This window comes from Nitrospira sp. Nam74 (genome assembly GCF_965152615.1).
Genome location: NZ_OZ224220.1, coordinates 4,250,739 through 4,268,665, shown reverse-complemented (window position 1 = coordinate 4,268,665; position 17,927 = coordinate 4,250,739). Strand labels below are relative to the sequence as shown.

Annotated in this window: 16 protein-coding genes; all 16 read left to right on the top strand. The window is 54.0% G+C overall.

All coding sequences use genetic code 11. The features are described 5' to 3' along the window. The first annotated feature begins 3 nt into the window (after nt 1-3). The 16 genes from ACWHYZ_RS20135 (at nt 4) to ACWHYZ_RS20060 (ending at nt 17,865) form a co-directional block, all read left to right on the top strand. A complete protein-coding gene (locus ACWHYZ_RS20135) occupies nt 4-1,410 on the top strand; it encodes a HEAT repeat domain-containing protein (RefSeq protein ID WP_447984451.1) in 1,407 nt (468 codons plus the stop codon). 193 nt (nt 1,411-1,603) lie between these two features. Then, nucleotides 1,604-2,395: a carboxypeptidase-like regulatory domain-containing protein gene (locus tag ACWHYZ_RS20130; RefSeq protein WP_447984450.1), complete on the top strand. Its 792-nt coding sequence runs from the start codon at nt 1,604-1,606 to the stop codon at nt 2,393-2,395. Between the two features lie 395 nt (nt 2,396-2,790). Continuing rightward, on the top strand, nt 2,791-3,774 hold the full coding sequence (locus ACWHYZ_RS20125) for a methyltransferase (RefSeq protein ID WP_447984449.1): 984 nt from the start codon (nt 2,791-2,793) through the stop codon (nt 3,772-3,774). Between the two features lie 11 nt (nt 3,775-3,785). Continuing rightward, nucleotides 3,786-4,502: a DUF420 domain-containing protein gene (locus tag ACWHYZ_RS20120; RefSeq protein ID WP_447984448.1), complete on the top strand. Its 717-nt coding sequence runs from the start codon at nt 3,786-3,788 to the stop codon at nt 4,500-4,502. A 213-nt stretch (nt 4,503-4,715) separates the two neighbouring features. Next, nucleotides 4,716-5,213, top strand: a complete 498-nt coding sequence (locus ACWHYZ_RS20115) for a PCP reductase family protein (RefSeq protein WP_447984447.1) — start codon at nt 4,716-4,718, stop codon at nt 5,211-5,213. A gap of 58 nt (nt 5,214-5,271) precedes the next feature. After that, a complete protein-coding gene (locus ACWHYZ_RS20110; protein WP_447984446.1) occupies nt 5,272-6,351 on the top strand; it encodes a hypothetical protein in 1,080 nt (359 codons plus the stop codon). Between the two features lie 6 nt (nt 6,352-6,357). After that, complete coding sequence (locus ACWHYZ_RS20105; RefSeq protein WP_447984445.1) at nt 6,358-8,220, top strand: cytochrome ubiquinol oxidase subunit I; 1,863 nt, start codon at nt 6,358-6,360, stop codon at nt 8,218-8,220. Continuing rightward, a complete protein-coding gene (locus tag ACWHYZ_RS20100) occupies nt 8,217-8,876 on the top strand; it encodes a DUF3047 domain-containing protein (protein ID WP_447984444.1) in 660 nt (219 codons plus the stop codon). The genes ACWHYZ_RS20105 and ACWHYZ_RS20100 overlap by 4 nt, the downstream gene beginning before the upstream one ends. Before the next feature lie 16 nt (nt 8,877-8,892). Next, complete coding sequence (locus ACWHYZ_RS20095) at nt 8,893-9,270, top strand: hypothetical protein (RefSeq protein WP_447984443.1); 378 nt, start codon at nt 8,893-8,895, stop codon at nt 9,268-9,270. 6 nt (nt 9,271-9,276) lie between these two features. After that, nucleotides 9,277-10,191 (top strand): formylglycine-generating enzyme family protein, encoded by a 915-nt coding sequence (locus tag ACWHYZ_RS20090; protein WP_447984442.1) that lies wholly within the window; start codon nt 9,277-9,279, stop codon nt 10,189-10,191. Between the two features lie 50 nt (nt 10,192-10,241). Continuing rightward, nucleotides 10,242-11,147 carry a formylglycine-generating enzyme family protein gene (locus ACWHYZ_RS20085; RefSeq protein WP_447984441.1) on the top strand — a complete coding sequence of 302 codons (906 nt, stop codon included), beginning with the start codon at nt 10,242-10,244 and terminating at the stop codon, nt 11,145-11,147. 417 nt (nt 11,148-11,564) lie between these two features. Then, nucleotides 11,565-11,687, top strand: a complete 123-nt coding sequence (locus ACWHYZ_RS20080; RefSeq protein ID WP_447984440.1) for a hypothetical protein — start codon at nt 11,565-11,567, stop codon at nt 11,685-11,687. Nucleotides 11,688-11,729: 42 nt separating this feature from the next. Further along, on the top strand, nt 11,730-13,670 hold the full coding sequence (locus ACWHYZ_RS20075; protein ID WP_447984439.1) for a cytochrome ubiquinol oxidase subunit I: 1,941 nt from the start codon (nt 11,730-11,732) through the stop codon (nt 13,668-13,670). A gap of 65 nt (nt 13,671-13,735) precedes the next feature. Then, complete coding sequence (locus tag ACWHYZ_RS20070) at nt 13,736-15,049, top strand: nitric oxide reductase (protein WP_447984438.1); 1,314 nt, start codon at nt 13,736-13,738, stop codon at nt 15,047-15,049. Nucleotides 15,050-15,094: 45 nt separating this feature from the next. Further along, on the top strand, nt 15,095-16,048 hold the full coding sequence (locus ACWHYZ_RS20065; RefSeq protein WP_447984437.1) for a c-type cytochrome: 954 nt from the start codon (nt 15,095-15,097) through the stop codon (nt 16,046-16,048). Nucleotides 16,049-16,104: 56 nt separating this feature from the next. Then, nucleotides 16,105-17,865 carry a c-type cytochrome gene (locus ACWHYZ_RS20060; protein WP_447984436.1) on the top strand — a complete coding sequence of 587 codons (1,761 nt, stop codon included), beginning with the start codon at nt 16,105-16,107 and terminating at the stop codon, nt 17,863-17,865. Nucleotides 17,866-17,927: the final 62 nt, after the last annotated feature.

The following is a 17,927-nucleotide window of genomic DNA, read 5'->3' as shown; positions in this document are numbered from 1 at the left end:
GGGTTGCTTGATTCTCTCTTGTTCTCCTCGGGCAGCAGGCGGCTCATCGGTGCCGTCCTTGTCGTGTTCCTCTCATGTATGGAGAGTCCGGGCATTGCCTTTGCGGCGTCTTCATTTGAACGCCAGTTGCGGGAAGCGCGTCACGCCTTTGATCAGAAGCAGTATGATCAAACGCTGACGGCCGTTGAGCCCCTGTTGAAAGAACCCATCGTCGCGACCGACGCTCGTCGCCTCAAGATCAAAAGCCTGATTCGCCTGGCGCGTCCTGCCGATGCGTTGAGCGAATACGAATACTTGTACGACCAGCTGAAACAGGATGATCGACCGCTGTTGCGCGACGTGGCGATTGCCTTCATCGCGCCCATGCTCAAGGATATGCGGGAGCAGATGCGCGGAGCCGCGTATACGGCCTTAAAGGAACTGGATTCGGACGACAGCATACCGTATTTTGAAGATGGCATTAGCGATGGGTCGGGATTGATCAGGGCTTTGGCCGTGGAAGGGTTGGGACGATTGCCAGCGGGGCGACGATCCGCCACGTTGAACAAGGCGTTGGAGGATCAGGCCGGCATGGTTCGGGCGGCAGCGGTCAAGGTGGTCGGCCGCTCCGGTGATTCCGCTGCGCTCGGTAAGATCGAACGCGCTTTGAACGACGAGCAGGCTGTTGTTCGGATCACGGCCGCCGGTGTGTTGGCGAAATTAAAGCATGGCGAAGGCTGGGATCGCGTCCGTCAATCAACCACCGTTCCTAATCCCGAGGAGCGAGCCACGGCCCTTCGGATGTTAGGGGAGATAAAAGATCGCCGGGGTCTGCCAATTTTGAAGGAGGCCTTGACGGATACGCAACCGTCCGTGCGTGGCGCTGCCGCTGCAGCGATGGGTGATCTCAACGCGATGGAGGCCGTTCCTTTTTTGCTGGAGGCGATCCGCGACCGGCTGCCCGCGGTGCGGGCCGCCGCAATCGTGAGCCTTGGGGAGTTGGGAGCGACTGATTCAGTCAATGCCATTCGGGAGGCTCTGCACGATGTGAATCTTCCCTTGCGAGCCGCAGCGGTGTCCTCCCTGTTACATCTTGGCGTGCCGTACGAAGAAGTCTCTGCGACGGTGCATGAACTAGCGCAAAATGTCGATCCTGGGGTGCGATCGGCGATCGCCAGAGCTTTGTCCAAGGGAAAGACTCGTGAAGCAATTCTTGCATTAGAGTCGTTTTTGGAAGACCCCTTGCCTCGTCCGCGCATCGCAGCCGTTCGAGCGCTAGGGCAATCCGGTGGCATAGCTGAAATCTCTGTTTTGAAACGAGTGCTTCGCGATCAGGACGAGGCGGTGCGGGCGACGGCAGGTGGAGCCTTGGGTCGAATTCTTTCACATGTGCAAAAAGATTCAGCTGACAAAAAGAATGTGGTTAAGTAATGGACCGTGCTTGACACGTTTGACGGAATAGGAGTATACAAAATGCCTTTGTACTTCTAAACCCGCTCGGACGGCCCTCCAGTGCGGTCGAACCAATGGGTGCCAGTGAGTTGCGGATCGAACCTGTACGCCCCTTACCGGGGTGTGTTTGCGATATACTAACGTAGCGTTTCTATCACAAGGAGGCAGTCTCATGAAGAAGAGTGTAGGAGTCATATCAGGAGCTATCATGGGGGCATTCTTAATGATGCCTCTCTCCTCCTTCGCAGGAGGAACCGTCACCGGCAAGGTCACCTATAGCGGCAAGCCGGAGCAGAAAGAGTTCCTCTTCTCGAAGTTCCCGAATCCAAAGTTTTGCCCCAAGAATCCAAACAAGCAATTGATGGATGGCGATAAGCGCTTCCTCAAGACGATTGAAGTTGGCAAGGACGGCGGATTGAAGAATGCCGTTGTTGCCGTGCAGGACATTGAAGACAAGGCGTTTGTGGATGGCTACAAGGGTACCGATGTCATCGCTGAATTCTGCGAGTTCCTCCCGTTCACCGGCGTGGTCGTAGCTCAGAAATCATTCCGCGTCGAGAATCATGATGCCGACCCGGACGATCCCAAGTCGGTCAAGGGTGTGCTGCACAATCCGCACAGCTTCTTCGTGAAGGGAGCGAGCTCATCAACCGACTTCAATATCGGTCTGGCGGAGAAGGGCTCGAAGTTGGAGAAGCCGGTGAAGTTCAAGGGCGGACAGGAGAAGACCGGCTCGACCTACCGCTTGCAGTGTGACCAGCACGAGTTCATGCAGGGCTTCTACCTGCCGGTGTGGAATCCGTACAATGCCGTTGCGAAGGAAGACGGCACGTTCGAGATTAAGGATGTTCCAGCCGGCAAGCACAAGATCCTCGCCTGGCATCCATTCGCAGGAAAGGTGGAGGCTGAAGTCGATGTGCCCGAGGGCGGAACGGTTCAGGCGAAGTTTGAAGTGAAGAAGTAACGAGACACCAGCTTCTTCGTGGCCAAAGGGCGGTGGTCCTCACGGACCGCCGCCCTTTTCTTTTTGAGCGTGCCGAAAAAGGACACACTTCCTCGTCCACCCAGGCGCGCCAAGACGCGTCCCTGCCTGGGCATCGTTCTCGACTCATCCCGAACCTCAACGTATCGTACGGGAGGAGCGAGTCCGACGACAAAGAGTCTATCTTGGCAGGCTCAAGGGGGGACGGGTGAAATTGCTGGTACGTCTTCGGGTTCGTCTCGTCTGTGACCTTGCGGATGACCATTTTGAGCGCGCGGTTGCGTTAGATGCCTCTCTCCGTGTCGTCTTGCGTTTCCACGAGCGAACTGAGTAAGATGCAAAATTTCGATGCCAAGTCATTGATGTATGAGGGCAGTGTGTCACGAGACCTTTCACTCGCTGAAATCTTTCAGCTTGGGTATTACTGGGAAACGAAGATTCTCCTGACGGGAGTCAAACTCGAATTATTTACCATGCTGGACGGGAAGGAGTTGAGCGCGGGAGAGATCGCGCATCGCATCCAGGCAGATGCCGAGCGACTTCAACTCTTGATGAATGCCTTGGTCGCCATGCGTGTATTGATGAAACAGGGGGACCGATTTGCCAATACCCCAGTCGCCCAAACTTATCTGGTGAAAACGGCCACTCAGTATGTGGGACATTTATTGGTGCTCCAAGATGCCGAGTGGGACAACTGGGGGCGCTTGGAAGAGACGATCCGGACAGGACGAGCCCCGGTCGCTCGCCATCTCTTCGAAACCAATCCAGGGCTCGGCGTCAACGTCCTTTCGGTTCTCGATCGGATCGGACAACATAGCGGACCCGAGTTAGCCAGGCGACTCAAACTAGATAGCTTGACCACCTTGCTCGATTTAGGGGGTGGAGCGGCCACGAACGCCATTGCCTTCTGCCAGGCGTATCCGGCCCTCAACGCCACGGTCTTTGATCTTCCTGACACGCTGAAAGTGGCCGAGAGGCGAGTCAGGGAAGCGGGACTTGAGTCCCGTATTGGTCTGAGACCAGGGAATTTCAATCGCGATGAATGGGGAGGTCCATACGAGGCCATATTGATGTCGGACATTCTTCACTATCAAGGGCTCGAAGCGAACACCCATTTGGTGAAGCAAGCCTTTCTTCATCTACGGCCTGGTGGCCGTCTGATTATCAAGGATCGGTTTCTCGACGAATCAGGTACCAGTCCGGCATGGGCCACGGCCTTCGCGGTGCACATTCTCGTGAACACGGAACAGGGCCGCTGTTTTAAAGTTTCCGAAGCCCTCGATTGGATGACGAAGGCAGGATTTCAATCGGTCTCCGAGGTTGAACGCACCGCCGTGGTGCAAGGGTTCAAGCATGAATAGGGTCAGCACAGATGTATGAGTGGTTGAGACAGCCGGGATTCGTCGGCACACACGCAACGATGGGGGCGGATGTCAGTCAGCTCATGGCCGCCCTTTTTACAGGCTTATTTATTTTTGGCTGGGTTCAGGCCAAGCAACATCGGGGAACGGCGCATCACTGGCTCATGTTCGGTGGCATGATTGCGATGTTGGCATTCTTCACCAGCTACTACCTGTTTCGGAGTTTGGGTGTGTTGGCATTTGAGGGCAAAGAAGGATTTGGCGGCTCGGAAGCGCTGTACAGAAACGTCTTTGTTCCCCTCCTGATCGTTCATATCACCTTGGTGGTGATCGGGCTCATCATGGCGGTCTATATGATCGTACTGGGATTTCGTGCTCAGGCGATCGAGGGTGGAAAGCGTATTCTGAGAACCAAAGTGTTACAGACCAGCTGGGGTAAGGCACTGACAGTTCTCGGGGTGCTGGCAGGCCTGATTGCCGTATATCTCCTCTCTCTTGTTGCGTTCGATCGTTTCGGGATGGGCAAGTTGGTCGTGTGGGTCTCGCTCCTCGTGATCGTGGCCTTTGTCTACCTACTTGAAATGGGCATCCAACGCATTTGGCCTGATGGGGGGAAACGTCACCGCGCGCTCGGGACGTTTACGATGATCGTGTACTGCGTGCTGTTTGTCACGGGCAGCGCAACGTATATCATGCTGTACATTCTCTATCCGGGAAAGATCGGTTGAACAGGATGTTGAAAACGGCACTACTGCGCCCGCCCTATCCCTGCCACCCCGAGAGGTGCCTCTCCCAAGGTACGTTCTTGGTTTGCAAACATCCTCAACGTGCCCTTGGGAAAGAGCCGGCCTTCGCCGGCGCAGGGCTGAGTCCTGCGGTGCTTGCTGCAGCTGCGGCCTTGTTGGTTGACCTTTTTTGAACATCCTGGTGGGAGTATTCCAATGCTGGTGTGTGGGTGCGGCAATTGGATGCATACGGAAGGTGTTGATGAGCATTGGAACGAGGGCGGAGCGTCCGAGTGGATGGTCCGATTGGAATGCCGGCGCTGCGCCATGCATATTGGTGCGGTTGGAAAACCGGACGAAGCCGTCAAGCTGGTCGATCGATTCATGTGGAGCGATGACGCTCGTCATGCATTAGACCGTCTGCCTCCCTATGTTCAATGCCTGGTGAAGCCGGATGCCGAGACATTTGCCCGACGTCGGCAGCAGAGAGTGATGACGTTGACGCTGCTTGGCCAGGCTCGAAATGGCGCGGAGATCGCCTGGGACAGTGAGGCTGAACAGCGACTCGAAAAGGTGCCTGCGCCGGTGCGCACGATGGCGCGGCAGGAACTTGAGCGAACCGCTCTGGACAAAGGGCAGTCGAAGGTCACCATAGCTCTCATGGAAGAGGTCAAGGGGCGGTATTTCGGCATGTTCAAAGGAAGTCAATCGTGAGTAATGGAATGCCCGCTCTACGTTTTATCCTTTTGACCAGCACTCACCACTGATTAAGATGCTGCATCGTCTTGCATTACGCTTGCTCCCGAGTCTGACGGTTGCCGTGACGGAGGAGCCGGTTCGAAAGCGAAAGCGTTGGGTGATGATGGCGCCGGGGCTCGTTGCCTTTGTCGTCTACCGAGCGGCGAAGTGGCTCGTGCCGCTTTCCGATCCGCTGGTCCTCCTTGCCATGAGCGGTCTTGTCTCGGCCGTCACAGCTGTCTGGGCATATCGGGTCGGCCGAGCTCGTTCGCTTGCATCAGTGTGGCGCGAAGATGGCATCGGACGATTCGTGTGGCTTGTCGGCTGGATCGGTTTCACCTACGGCGTGCAACTGTCCCTGTTGGTTCTGGCCCTCCTCAAAATTCTGGCGCACTATGATTTTCTTCATCATCCCGACGGCCCTGCGATGATGGCCATCATTATTGCGTGTACGTCAGTGGCACGCGATGCCTTTGAGATCGGCTATGTCCGACGGCTGCAACAGGATGGAAAGCCGATTCTGACGTTTCCTGATGGAGAAATCTTCCGCCGCTATCTTCGAGAGCAGCCCTATCAGGTTCTTCGGTGGGCAGTGTTGGGTGCCGTGACCTGCGTCACTGTGGCGGTGGCTGCGACGCGCGTTCCCATGGGCCAGATCGAGGTCGTTCAATTCGCAATTGTCACGCTCGTGGCCGGTACAGTGACTATTCTGGCGTACATGGCCGGAGAACAGCGCCCAGGCGGGTGGCAAGCCCGTTTGTCGGTGGTGGGGTGGGCGGAGTTATTCCGATTTTGGTGGTGGCCAGGTCTGGCCTTCGCGGCGACGTATTATCTGGTCATATCCGGGATCGTGACCTTCGTGTTGCGTTGGGAGACGGAGACCGTATGGTTGCAGGGCCTTACGGCAGGCTTGGTCGCCGTGTTGATGTCGGTCTACAGCTACTTTCTCGGTGGCCGTCGCTACCAGGAAGACCGGATCCATCAGGTTGTCCCACCGTCCCTCTTACGGTGTCCATTCGTAATGGGGTTATTGTCGAAAAAGACGCCGCATTCTCCAGAGACGGCCCTGACGTTGTCTGAGCCGATTCTCGGTGAATCCCGGCAGCAAGGCTAAGGAACGATGGCGAAGCTATCAACAACTATTCGATTCGCTGGACTGGTGTTCGTCCTGCTCCTTCTCATTACAGCGAACATGGCGGCGGCAGAGGATCTCCTCAGCTCAAAGGATGTCTACTACAAGACTGACGGGGTTCCCATGGGGCCTCCGGCTCCCACCTCGGAGGCAATCGTCTATCCCCGGTATGGCTCATTTGATAGTCGCCTCTTAGTCTGGTTTGTCACGCAGCAACATACCTATTTCGGTGGTTTTGTGCTGGCACTGCCGATGTTTTGCGTCATTATGGAGTTTGCCGGTCTCATGGTTCGCGACCGATCGACGGCCTTGCGCTATGACCAAATGGCACGGCACTTTTTGAAGGTTGCCTTACTTGCCCTTTCCCTGACCGCTGTTGTCGGCAGCATCATGCTGACCCTATTCATTGCGCTCTATCCGAGTTTCATGAGCTACATGGGCGGGACGTTCAAGTCCATGATGCCCATCTATGCCTTTGTCTTCATGGCGGAATCGATCTTACTCATCGTCTATTACTATAGTTGGGATCGCCTTTGTGACGGTACCGGCAAATGGGTACATGCCACCCTTGGGGTGCTGGCCAATGCCATGGGAACCGCGCTCTTGTTTCTGGCCAATGCCTGGATTGCGTTCATGATGTCTCCGGCGGGTGTCGATGAGAAGGGGCACTATCTCGGCAACGTCTGGCATCTTCTGCATTCGGCGCTGTGGAATCCGCTCAACGTACATCGATTCCTGGCAGATATCATGTCCGGTGGAGCGGTCGTGATCGCCTATTCAGCTTATCGCTTCCTGACCAGCAAATCCCATGAAGAACGCGCTTATTTCGACTGGGTCGGCTATGTATTCCTGTTCGTGACCGTGTGTGCGCTGTTGCCGATGCCCATCGCGGGGTATTGGCTGATGAGATCGGTCTATTCGTTTAGCCAAAGTATGGGTGTTACGATGATGGGCGGTCTATTGACCTGGCTGTTCGTCGTGCAGGCCTTGCTCGTCGGCATCCTGTTTCTGGGCATTAATTACTATCTCTGGCAAAGCATGGGACGGTTGCAGGGGGGAGAGCGGTATCAAGTCTATCTCAAGTACTTGGTCTATGCGCTGTTTGCGTGCCTAGTAGTATGGTTTACTCCTCATACGATGTTGATGTCGGCCAGCGAAGTCCGCGCCATGGGTGGTGCTCAGCATCCTGTGATCGGCAATTACGGCGTGATGTCGGCCAAGAATGGCGCCATCAACGTAATGATTTGTCTGACCACGCTGAGTTACATCTTCTACCGGCGAGCGAACCGCACGATGACGGTGTCATGGACGCGAACGGGGAACGTCGTTCTCGGAACCGTATTTGGCGTGGGCATCCTCAATATCGTCTGGCTCTCGGTGTATGGTTTTTATCTGCCGGCCAGCGTGCGGGTCGGATTGTCGTCGCCACAAGCCGCCACGACGTTCACCCTGCTGCTCGTGGGCTTGCTTCTCAATCGGCGGATGATGCGCGGGGCGTTGGTGCATGGGCCGATTCAATGGGGAAAGATTTCAGTTCGCGGCATGGTCACTCTGTTCGGACTTGCCGCGGCGTTCACGTGGGTCATGGGGCTCATGGGGTATATCCGGTCATCCGGTCGATTGTCCTGGCATGTGAGCGACATCATGCCGGACGTCTCACCATGGGCGTTTACGCCGTCACTAGGCTTTGCCGCTAAAATGGTGACGCTCAATATGGTCGTCTTCTGGTTGACCGCTCTTTTTCTATTCTGGCTCAGCAGCCGAGGCGAGCGACGTGTTCCGTTGATGGAGCGTGCCGCGGTCGATCGAGCATTACTTGGTTCATCTTCAGAGGAGGTTCAGCCGTCGTGAATGTGGGGAAACAGATTGTGGCAACATGGGCGTTCATCGGCATTGGAATCACTGCCGTACTCTGCGGTGGTATAACGGCGCGGGTGATGGCCGCTGAGGGCCATATGGTGCTCGAGGATTTTAATGCCAAACAGACCGACGGATTTCCAGTGAATTGGCAAAATGAAAATGGTCGCAATGAAGCGAGGGCGCGCGAAGCCTATAAGGTGCAGGCCGAGCAGGACCGCGGGTTTCTCGCGGTGCGGAATGCCGATCAGCGAATTAAGAAAAAGAAGATCGAATGGGATCCGAAAAAAAATCCTGTTCTGACATGGCGTTGGCGTCTACACAAAGCGCCGACCGGGACAGATCCGATTGCCGTGATTTATGTCGCGTTGGATACCGATCTCGTATTCATTCCGGTGTTCACGAAATATATCTGGAGCGGCACGAAACCCGAAGGAACCGTGACTGAGGGCGGGATGTTCAGCGGCTCTGAGATCGTGGTTCAGAGCGGCGTCACCGCAACCGAATGGGTTGAAGAGCGCGTGAATGTGTACGAGGATTTTAAACGTATCCACAAGCATGAGCCGGCGGAAAAAGCCTGGGGCATTTCTCTTTTCGCGAGTCCAGGCGTTGACGTCGATTTTGGTCCGATTGCGGTCTCGGCTCAGTGATGTGTTGAGCGCACCGATGACACCACCTTCTTCAGCCCTGGCCTCGCCTCGTAAGCTCATCGATATCCTGCTGGGCGCCGTGGTAATGGGAACGGTTGGCGCGTTGATCGGCATCTTGATGGGCGATCAATTGATCGCGGTCGCGGTTGCCGTCGGTGTAGCGATGGGGACCGTGATTGGAATATTCGGCGGTCGACGATTTTTACTGAGCATTTTACTTGGTACGATGGCAGGGGGCGGGCTGGCCTGGGTTGTGGCCGGGACGGACAAAATCTCCTTCGGTGCGGGCGCTGGCGCTGCGATGGGAGGATTTCTCGGGGTTCAATCATCGATGTTGTTAGATCTCTGGGCCGAACATAGACGGACGGCTAGCCAGAAGGATTCTCAGGAATAGAGGCACATGGAAAATAAGGGTGTATTGATCGGTTCGATCGTCTTCGTGTTCGCTTCTTTCATTTTGACGATTGTCGGGCTGGTCTATGAGTCGTATAAAGCGAAGCAGCTGCGCGAACTTGCCGCGTCCATCAAAACGGAAAGCCTACCGACTCAGGTCGTTGCCCCTCGGGATTTTTCAATTTATAAAACGCTGGTCGGCGACGACGAGCGTGAAATGGTGCAGATTCCGGAAGGCCCTTTTGTCATGGGGAGCAAGGACGGAGATCCCGACGAGGCGCCCGAGCATCAAGCGTACCTCTCGACCTACTACATCGATAAAAAGGAAGTCACCCAGGGAGAGTATGATCGCTTTGTCAGGGCCACCAAACGAGGCAAGCCGTTCATCCCGGTCTTTGAAGATGATCAATCCAAGATTTTGAAGCCTGAGTTGCCCGCGATCGGCATGTCCTGGACTGATGCTGATGCTTATTGTCGTTGGGCCGGAAAGCGGTTACCAACTGAAGCCGAATGGGAAAAAGCCGGGCGTGGCGAGGGGCGCCGCCGGTATCCGTGGGGCGACCAATTCGGGGCAGGAAACGCGAATGTCGATGGCGAAGAGGATGGGTTTAAGTATCTGGCGCCTCCAGCATCTTTTGAATCGGGTCGGAGTCCCTACGGTGTCTATGACATGACAGGTAACGTGGCGGAATGGGTCGCTGACACCTATAAAGAAGACTATTATCAAAAAACGCCGTACCGGAATCCTCTTGGTCCCGATGATGGGCAGCATAAAGTGATCCGTGGAGGGTCATGGCGAGAGACTGAGCATAATGCACGGCTTTCGAAGCGGTTCCAAGCGAAAATGTGGCGGACTGACAGCACCATCGGCATTCGATGCGCCAAAAGCTCGGAAGAATCAGCCGGAGCGGATTCTAATTGACACCCAGCGCTCTGAGGCGAACGCGAAGAGCATGAGTATAGGAATGTGACATGCTCGAAACCAAATTCAAAGTGGCCATGTGGCTGACCGTGTTATTTATGGCAAGCTTGCCCATCATGGGCATTCTACGAGGTACGAAACTCACCCCGTTTGAAAAAGATCCTCCGGCCTCGAGTCAAGAAGAGGGCCCGACTTCAGACTTTGCGGCTCCCAGTTCCTCGAATGAACAGGCCGTCCCAGAAGAGATGGTTCTAATACCAGCCGGCTCATTTGTGCAAGGTACCAATGCGGGGGGGTTCGACGAGCAGCCGGAGCGAACGATTCACCTCGATGCCTTTTCAATCGATCGCTATGAGGTCACGAATGGCCATTATCAGGCCTTTGTCTCTGCGACGAACCATCGCCATCCAGGTCCTCCGTCGCGATATGCCAAGAATATGGTACGGATGCGTGGCCTTAACCAGCCCGTGGTGTACGTGTCATGGGAGGACGCCGACGCGTATTGTCGATGGAAGGGCAAGCGTTTGCCGACTGAAGCGGAATGGGAAAAGGCCATGCGTGGAACTGACGGCCGACTCTGGCCGTGGGGGAATGGTCAAGATCTCAATGCGGCCAATTGGGCGCGTGTGGACGATGGGTTCGAAGCCACCGCCCCGGTTGGGTCATTGAAGCGTGACGTGAGTCCATTCGGCATCTTAGATGGAGCCGGAAATGTCATGGAATGGGTTGCGGACTGGTATGCCGAGGATAGCTATCGGGAGCCGGTGGAGGCTAATCCCAAGGGGCCGGAACACGGCCTGTTTAAAGTAATGCGAGGCGGCGCGTATACGAGCACCGGAAGCGATGTGCGTATTACGAGCCGTAGCAAAATGGTCCCTGATTTTCGCGATGAAACGATAGGCTTTCGGTGTGCGTCAAGTGGACTTGTCAGTGGCAATGAACAGGCGCGTCAGTAAAGGGAAAATCATAGGAAATCAAAATAGTACAAGATCAAAAACACGGCCAAAATTATATTGACAACCATTCCGGCCAAAACTATAATGTCGAACACTTTTGAGTTTTTCTTCATATTTTTTACCTCTTTGGCAAGAAAATCACGACGTGACTGAAGGATTAACATAGGCTCTTAAAACCTGTCAAGGATTGCACGCCCTCGAAATATTTTGAACAAACAAAGGGAGATCAGATGGAATCTGTAGCCCATTCACCAGCTCAAAATGATATGCAGACGAAAATCGGGAAGATGATTTTTTACGTCACCTGTGCGGTGAGTCTCTGGTTTTTTTATTGGTTTGCCGGTATTCAGTGTCCGTGCTGATCCTGGTGAATAGTAATCCGACCGGCCGCGCAGTCATTCGTAAAGAGGAGTAAAGATGGGAAAGACAATTATATACGTCGTCGTTTCGATGGTCATTTCGCTGGCCTACTTTACGCTCGTTAACCATTTCTTGATGGATATGCAGGGTCTCGATTATTGGTACCTCTTCAGGAAATAATGCATCCTTGTGAACCATCTCGCGACCATTATGGAGGTTGTTATGGGTAGTGTAACCCGAAAGAAGGCGCTGTCAATTCTCGCGTTGAGCGCGATGATCGGTCTTCTTTTGTTGCCGATTGTCATGTCCATTCCAGCGCTAGCCAGCGGCGGCGGAGAGAGTGCGGGTGGCCCTCCACCTGATGCCGTCAAGAAGGATGGCGCGGAGCCAGAAAAGAAAGTCGAGAAGGCCCGCGACGTCTATTACAAAACAGAAGGCGTTGTCGTTGGAGCGCCGGCACCGAAGACGACTGATGGTCCGAAGGACTATCCCCGTTACAATTTCGAGAGCCGTGTCCTTCTCTGGTTTGCCAATCAGCAGCATCTCTATTACGGAAGCTTCGTTCTGGCCGTGCCCATCTTCTGTATGGTCATCGAATTCATCGGAGTCGTGACCAAGGATAAGGCGATGGCCAAGAAGTATGACCAACTCGCTTATGACTTCATCAAGATCAGCTTAACCGCATACTCCTTGACGGCTATCCTCGGTGGTATTCTGATCTTCACTTTCTTGACCCTCTATCCGGCCTTCTTCGGTTATCTGTCCAGCATCTTCCGTCCCGTGATGCATATCTACGCGTTGACGTTCGTCGCGGAGAGCGGCACCCTCTACATCTATTACTACGGGTGGGACAAGATGAAGGAGGGCTTGCTCAAGTGGATTCACTTAAGCATGTCAGTTATCTTGAACGTGATTGGTACGTTGTTGATGTTTCTCGCCAACTCGTGGATCGGGTTCATGATGTCGCCGGCCGGTGTCGATGAGCAGGGCCGGTACTTGGGAAATATCTGGCATGTTCTCCACACCGCGCTCTGGAATCCCTTGAATGTGCACCGGATCCTCGGCAACATGGCGTTCGGGGGTGGTGTGGTCGCGGCGTATGCGGCGTATCGGTTCTTGTCCGCAAAGACCGATGAAGAGCGTGCCCACTACGATTGGATGGGCTATATCGCCATGTCGCTCGGTGTGGCCTTCTTGATCCCCCTTCCCTTTGCAGGCTACTGGCTGATGCGGGAAGTGTATGCGTATCGTCAGCAAATGGGCATTACCCTCATGGGTGGACTTCTTGCCTGGCTCTTCATTATTCAGGCAACCATGATCGGGATCCTCTTCCTCAGTACCAATTATTACCTGTGGCAAGCGCTGGGCCGTATGAGTGGAGCCGAGCGTTTCCAGAGGTACATCAAGTACTTCGTGTTCATCCTCGTGTGTGGATTCTTGATCTTCATCACCCCGCATACGATGGTGATGACGCCGGCGGAATTGAAGGCAATGGGCGGTCAGCAACACCCGGTGCTAGGAAATTACGGGGTCATGTCAGCCAAGAATGGCGGTATCAACGTCATTATTACGACGACCGTGCTGACCTTTATTTGGTATCAGCGCGGTAACAAGATTCCGGCGGTGTCGTGGGCCAAGTTCGGGAATATCTTCATGGGCTGTTTCTTTTTCCTGGCTTACGTCAACATTATCTGGCTGGCGATATATGGGTATTACATACCTGCTAACGTACGTGTAGGGCTTTCCGTTCCACAGGTGGCGACAACGCTATCCTGTCTGTTCTTCATGACGGCGCTTAATCTCAGCATGTTGAAGGGTGCAAAGGAAATCGGCCCAATTATGTGGGGAAAGATTTCTGTGCGATCCCAGTATGCCATCATCATGCTTGCGACAGCGTTCACCTGGATGATGGGATTGATGGGCTATATCCGGTCCTCTGTTCGCTTGTTCTGGCACGTCAATGAGATCATGCGCGATAACTCACCATGGGCCTATACGCATACCGTGGGTTTCGCCGCCAACATGATTTCCTTTAACGTGCTCTTCTTCTGGATCAGCATCATGTTTGTCTTCTGGCTCGGTACGCTTGGTGCGAAAAAGGCGCCTGTGGGAGCGAAAGTCCCGGTTCCTGGAGGTGCTCCGGCGCCGGCCGCAGGACACTAACATTTAGTCATCTTGATTAACGGGCCGCATCGCGGGAGCGCGATGCGGCTCAGGAGGGTCTTCACGTGGGGGAATTAATAGGTGCAGCGTTAGACCTTGGATGGCCAGCGCTGGCATTGTTGGCTGGATTCCTTATCTACTTCCAAGTCAGCACGCCAGATCCGGTCTTAAAGCGTCAGCGGGTTTTTAAGACCTTTATCGGCATGATCGCCCTGTTCATGCTTCTCGTGGCTATCGCCAATTATAAGATCAACTTCTTTGCGAACTCTCGCCTTTTGCCGGTGTCTCTGGCTTTGGTGACGGCCTTGTCTTTTTTGATGGCGTTATATTTTGCCAACGTCAGTGCGCTCTTCAAAATCGGCGGCTTTATGTTCTTGGTGGCGGCAGGGCTTTCGGGATACGGGAATTGGTTGCCGCAAGTCGAAGGTGGCTTCCCGCCTCCTGAAGTCAAACTTGAGTTCGGAACCATGTCGCCACAGCAGTTGGCGGACGAGGGTGAAAAGATCATCTTCGGCGGGGTTGGGCAAAGTGCCGTGCAGGGAGCCATCGGAAAAGGCCAGTGTCCGTTGTGTCATGGTTTTAACCAGGGCTTTCTAAGTGAGCGTGCACCAAATCTGTTCGGCATTCCCGATAGGGCCAAGACCAGGCTTGATGAGCCCAGGTATCACAAGGGTAAGGCCGGCGATCGAGATACAGAGCAGAAGGAAGCATTTCCAGGGTCAGGGACCGCGGAGAACGGGCAGGAATACATCGCTGAATCTCATGCATGTCCCAGTTGCTTTGTCGTTGATGGCTTTGGCGTGAAGGGCACCAATGATAAGCAAAGTCCCATGCCGGCGATTCATAAGCCACCGATATCGTTAGCGCTTGGTGAGTTGGCTGCTGTTGATACCTGGATGTATGTCCGCGAGGGGAAAGAAGCGCCATCCTATGAGGAAATCATCAAGTCTTACGAAAAATTCATTCCTGAATCAGATCGGCCAAAACAGGCTGAGGATGATGGGAAGAAAAAGGCTGGTGGTGGAGACCTGTTGGCGGATGGATCGGAGCCAGTCGATCAGATCTTCCAAAAGGCGCAATGCGTTGCGTGCCACAACATTCCCGGCATTGCCGGCGCGATAGGTACCATTGGGCCAAAGTTAGTGGAAAAGACAAACGCACCTGGACGTCTGAAGGATCCAGCTTATAAGGGCGCTGCAAAATCTGTTCGTGAATATATTACCGAATCAGTGATCTCACCGAGCGCATACGTCGTCAAAGGGTTTCCGGATAACACGATGCCGAAGATCTTTGGACAAAAGCTAAGCGCCGGTGCTCTCAATAAGATCGTGGATTACCTCTCTCAAGTGGAAGAGGGGAAGGCACCACCCAAGATCTGACGCCAGTTTAGGGAGTCGATACGCAATAACAAGGAGAGTTCAGACATGACATCCCTGAAGTTAGTTGAAGGTTTTATGCCCATGCAGATGCTCTTTGAGCTTGCTCTCTGCGTGGCAGTTTTCGCGGGCCTTAGTTATCTGCTGAGTAAAAGCGGAATTGCGCTGCCCCGATTCTGGCAGGGCATTTTGTTTTGGGTCTTCATTCTTCTGTATCTGAAGTACAGAATTTATCCGCCGATCCCATTTAGCGTGCGTGCGATGTATGGGACTGTCTCGCTCATTGCTGTCTTCATGTGGATGTCCAGCAACGAGGAAGATTGGCGGAAATTTAAGCAGCCGATCATGAATGTGCTGGACGCCGTCACGCCGTTTCACAAGTTTCTGCGTGTGGCATACCTTGTTTTGTTGCCGATCATTTTCTGGGGTTTTGCATATACCTCGTTCCTGCCGAACCTCGATGAGCCCATTGAGTTGCGGACGGTGCACCCTGCCCCGCCGGCAAGCACTAAGGTTCACGGTAAAACCTTTGTGCTTCAGACCTCGCAGAACCCATACCGTGTCAATCCTGAAGGTAAGTACGATCAGGAATATTCGAATGCGAACATCGTAGAGCAGGGCATGGGCCGTCTCATGAAGCCCGAAGCGAATCCCTGGGATGAAAAAGCTTCTGGGTATCTCAAGTATGTGCGAGAAGGTGGCGAGATCTTCTTTCAGAATTGTCACTTCTGCCACGGAGACAACCTGAATGGTCGCGGGCTTCATGCTTTTGCTTTTAATCCAATTCCAGCGAATTTTACCGATCCGGGAACTATAGCTCAGTTGCAGGAGACGTTCATTTTTTGGCGAGTCTCGAAGGGGGGCATTGGGTTACCTCGTGAAGGGTTCCCGTGGGCTTCAGTCATGCCGCCCTGGGAGCAGCATCTCACGACCGATGAAATCTGGAAAGTCATCTTATTCGAATATTGGCACACCGGATATTATCCAAGGACTTGGGACTAATCTCACAGGACATCTATGTTGGGTCAAGGGGTACACCTATGAGGCAACTTCGGTTTATGAGTAAAGTAATGATCCTTCCAGCGGTCGCTTTGGGGGTCGTCATGATCTCCGGAAGCGCAGGGGTTTCGATCTTTGCGCAGGAAGCTGTCCCGGAAGGATTCAAAAAGGGTGAACTATCCCCGCTGCCTCCAGCCGATATGATCGAGGCTGGGAAGCGGGTGTATTTTACAAAGTGCGTCTGGTGCCATGGCGTGGAGGGAGCTGGTGACGGTCCAGCGGCCGATCGTCTCTGGCCAAGGCCAAGAAACTTTAACCAAGGCACGTTCAAAATTCGACACACGGCGAGTGGTGAACTGCCGCTCTTCGATGCGAAGAAGCCGATTCCTGGCCAGAACGATCTCTTCGAGACCGTCACCCACGGATTGCCGGGATCAGCGATGCCTTCGTGGGACGGTATCCTCACGGATGAGCAACGGCTGCAAGTTCTTGCGTTCGTGACGACGCAGTTGGTCAAGGAACGAAAGTTTGATGACAAGGCGACTGAAACGCAGACCATTCTCCAGCTTGATACCATCAAGCCGATTGCTGCTAGCAAGGAGAGTCTCGAAAAGGGCGCTCAACTGATTGTCGATAAAAAGTGTATTGAGTGCCACGGTGTGAATGGCCGCGGCGATGGAAACGCTTTCAATCTGAAAGACGATTGGGGATTTCCGATCCAGCCGGCCAATTGGCACAAGTGTTGGAATTTCAGAGGCAGCCGTCGAGATCCGTATAATGTAAAGAACATCTTCCGCACCTTCTCAACGGGCGTCAACGGAACTCCCATGCCGTCGTTTGCCGACAATACCACCATTGAAGAACGTTGGCATATCGCCAATTTCGTGAATTCACTGTGTGAGCGGGACGCAAATGGTGAACCACTTCCGATTGACCCGCTGACGGACAAGCCGAAGATTAATTTCGTAATGCGGTCAGGCCCCGTCGAAGGGGATATTTCGGACGACCCCGAAAATGAAATGTGGCAAAAGCGTGAGCGTCGTATCGTCGCACTCGGTGGCCAAATCACGCATAAGCCACGTAATTTCGTCACACGGATCGATGACCTCTGGGTGAAGTCTCTCTACAACGAGAAAGAAATTGTCTTTATGATCCAGTGGGACGATCGGTCGAAGAGCGTGGCCACTGAGAAGCCAAAATTCCAGCCGACGGAAGTGAATCTGGAAGCGTATGGCGTAAAGGAGCAGGATCCAAAGACCGGTGAGGAGGGCTCCATTGCGGCCAATCAAATGAAGTATAACGTCTACAATGATGCGCTTGCTATTCAGTTCCCGGTCAAGTGGCAGGAGCTTCCTCCGCCGGAGAAGCCACGTTACTTCTGGGGTGATGAAAAGTACCCGGTCGATATTATGAAATGGGAGGCCGATGGTTCCATACGGGCCTTCACCGGGACGGGATGGGATAAGGACTTTGAGGACCGTGATGACTTCACCGAGAAGATGAAGGTTCTGAAGTCAGAATGGAAGGACGGTCGCTGGACATTGATGGTCAGCCGACCGAGGAAGGGCGACTACGATGAAGACGCCTATTTTGAAGTAGGGAAATATATCCCCACGGTGTTCTTCGCATGGGATGGGCACAATGGCGACATCGGTCGAAAGATGTCCGTCTCGGCGTTCTATTACACCATCCTGGAACCGCCGATTCCGAAAGAGACCTACATCTATCCAACGTTGATTGCGGTTGGAATCGTGATCTTGGAAGGGTGGGTGTTGACGCGCCGGGCGAATAAGAGAAAGCAAAAATCTACTATTCGCTGAGCGTCGTTCGCGTTGACGAAAAGGGGGGAGTGGGGGGTTCCCACTCCCCCTTTTTCTTTGTT

Excerpts from the sequence above, each read along its gene's own strand:
- ACWHYZ_RS20130 (WP_447984450.1), top strand. The coding sequence starts at position 1,604 with ATGAAGAAGAGTGTAGGAGTCATATCAGGAGCTATCATGGGGGCATTC.
- ACWHYZ_RS20120 (WP_447984448.1), top strand. The coding sequence starts at position 3,786 with ATGTATGAGTGGTTGAGACAGCCGGGATTCGTCGGCACACACGCAACG.
- ACWHYZ_RS20115 (WP_447984447.1), top strand. The coding sequence starts at position 4,716 with ATGCTGGTGTGTGGGTGCGGCAATTGGATGCATACGGAAGGTGTTGAT.
- ACWHYZ_RS20110 (WP_447984446.1), top strand. The coding sequence starts at position 5,272 with ATGCTGCATCGTCTTGCATTACGCTTGCTCCCGAGTCTGACGGTTGCC.
- ACWHYZ_RS20105 (WP_447984445.1), top strand. The coding sequence starts at position 6,358 with ATGGCGAAGCTATCAACAACTATTCGATTCGCTGGACTGGTGTTCGTC.
- ACWHYZ_RS20095 (WP_447984443.1), top strand. The coding sequence starts at position 8,893 with ATGACACCACCTTCTTCAGCCCTGGCCTCGCCTCGTAAGCTCATCGAT.
- ACWHYZ_RS20090 (WP_447984442.1), top strand. The coding sequence starts at position 9,277 with ATGGAAAATAAGGGTGTATTGATCGGTTCGATCGTCTTCGTGTTCGCT.
- ACWHYZ_RS20085 (WP_447984441.1), top strand. The coding sequence starts at position 10,242 with ATGCTCGAAACCAAATTCAAAGTGGCCATGTGGCTGACCGTGTTATTT.
- ACWHYZ_RS20080 (WP_447984440.1), top strand. The coding sequence starts at position 11,565 with ATGGGAAAGACAATTATATACGTCGTCGTTTCGATGGTCATTTCGCTG.
- ACWHYZ_RS20075 (WP_447984439.1), top strand. The coding sequence starts at position 11,730 with ATGGGTAGTGTAACCCGAAAGAAGGCGCTGTCAATTCTCGCGTTGAGC.
- ACWHYZ_RS20065 (WP_447984437.1), top strand. The coding sequence starts at position 15,095 with ATGACATCCCTGAAGTTAGTTGAAGGTTTTATGCCCATGCAGATGCTC.
- ACWHYZ_RS20060 (WP_447984436.1), top strand. The coding sequence starts at position 16,105 with ATGAGTAAAGTAATGATCCTTCCAGCGGTCGCTTTGGGGGTCGTCATG.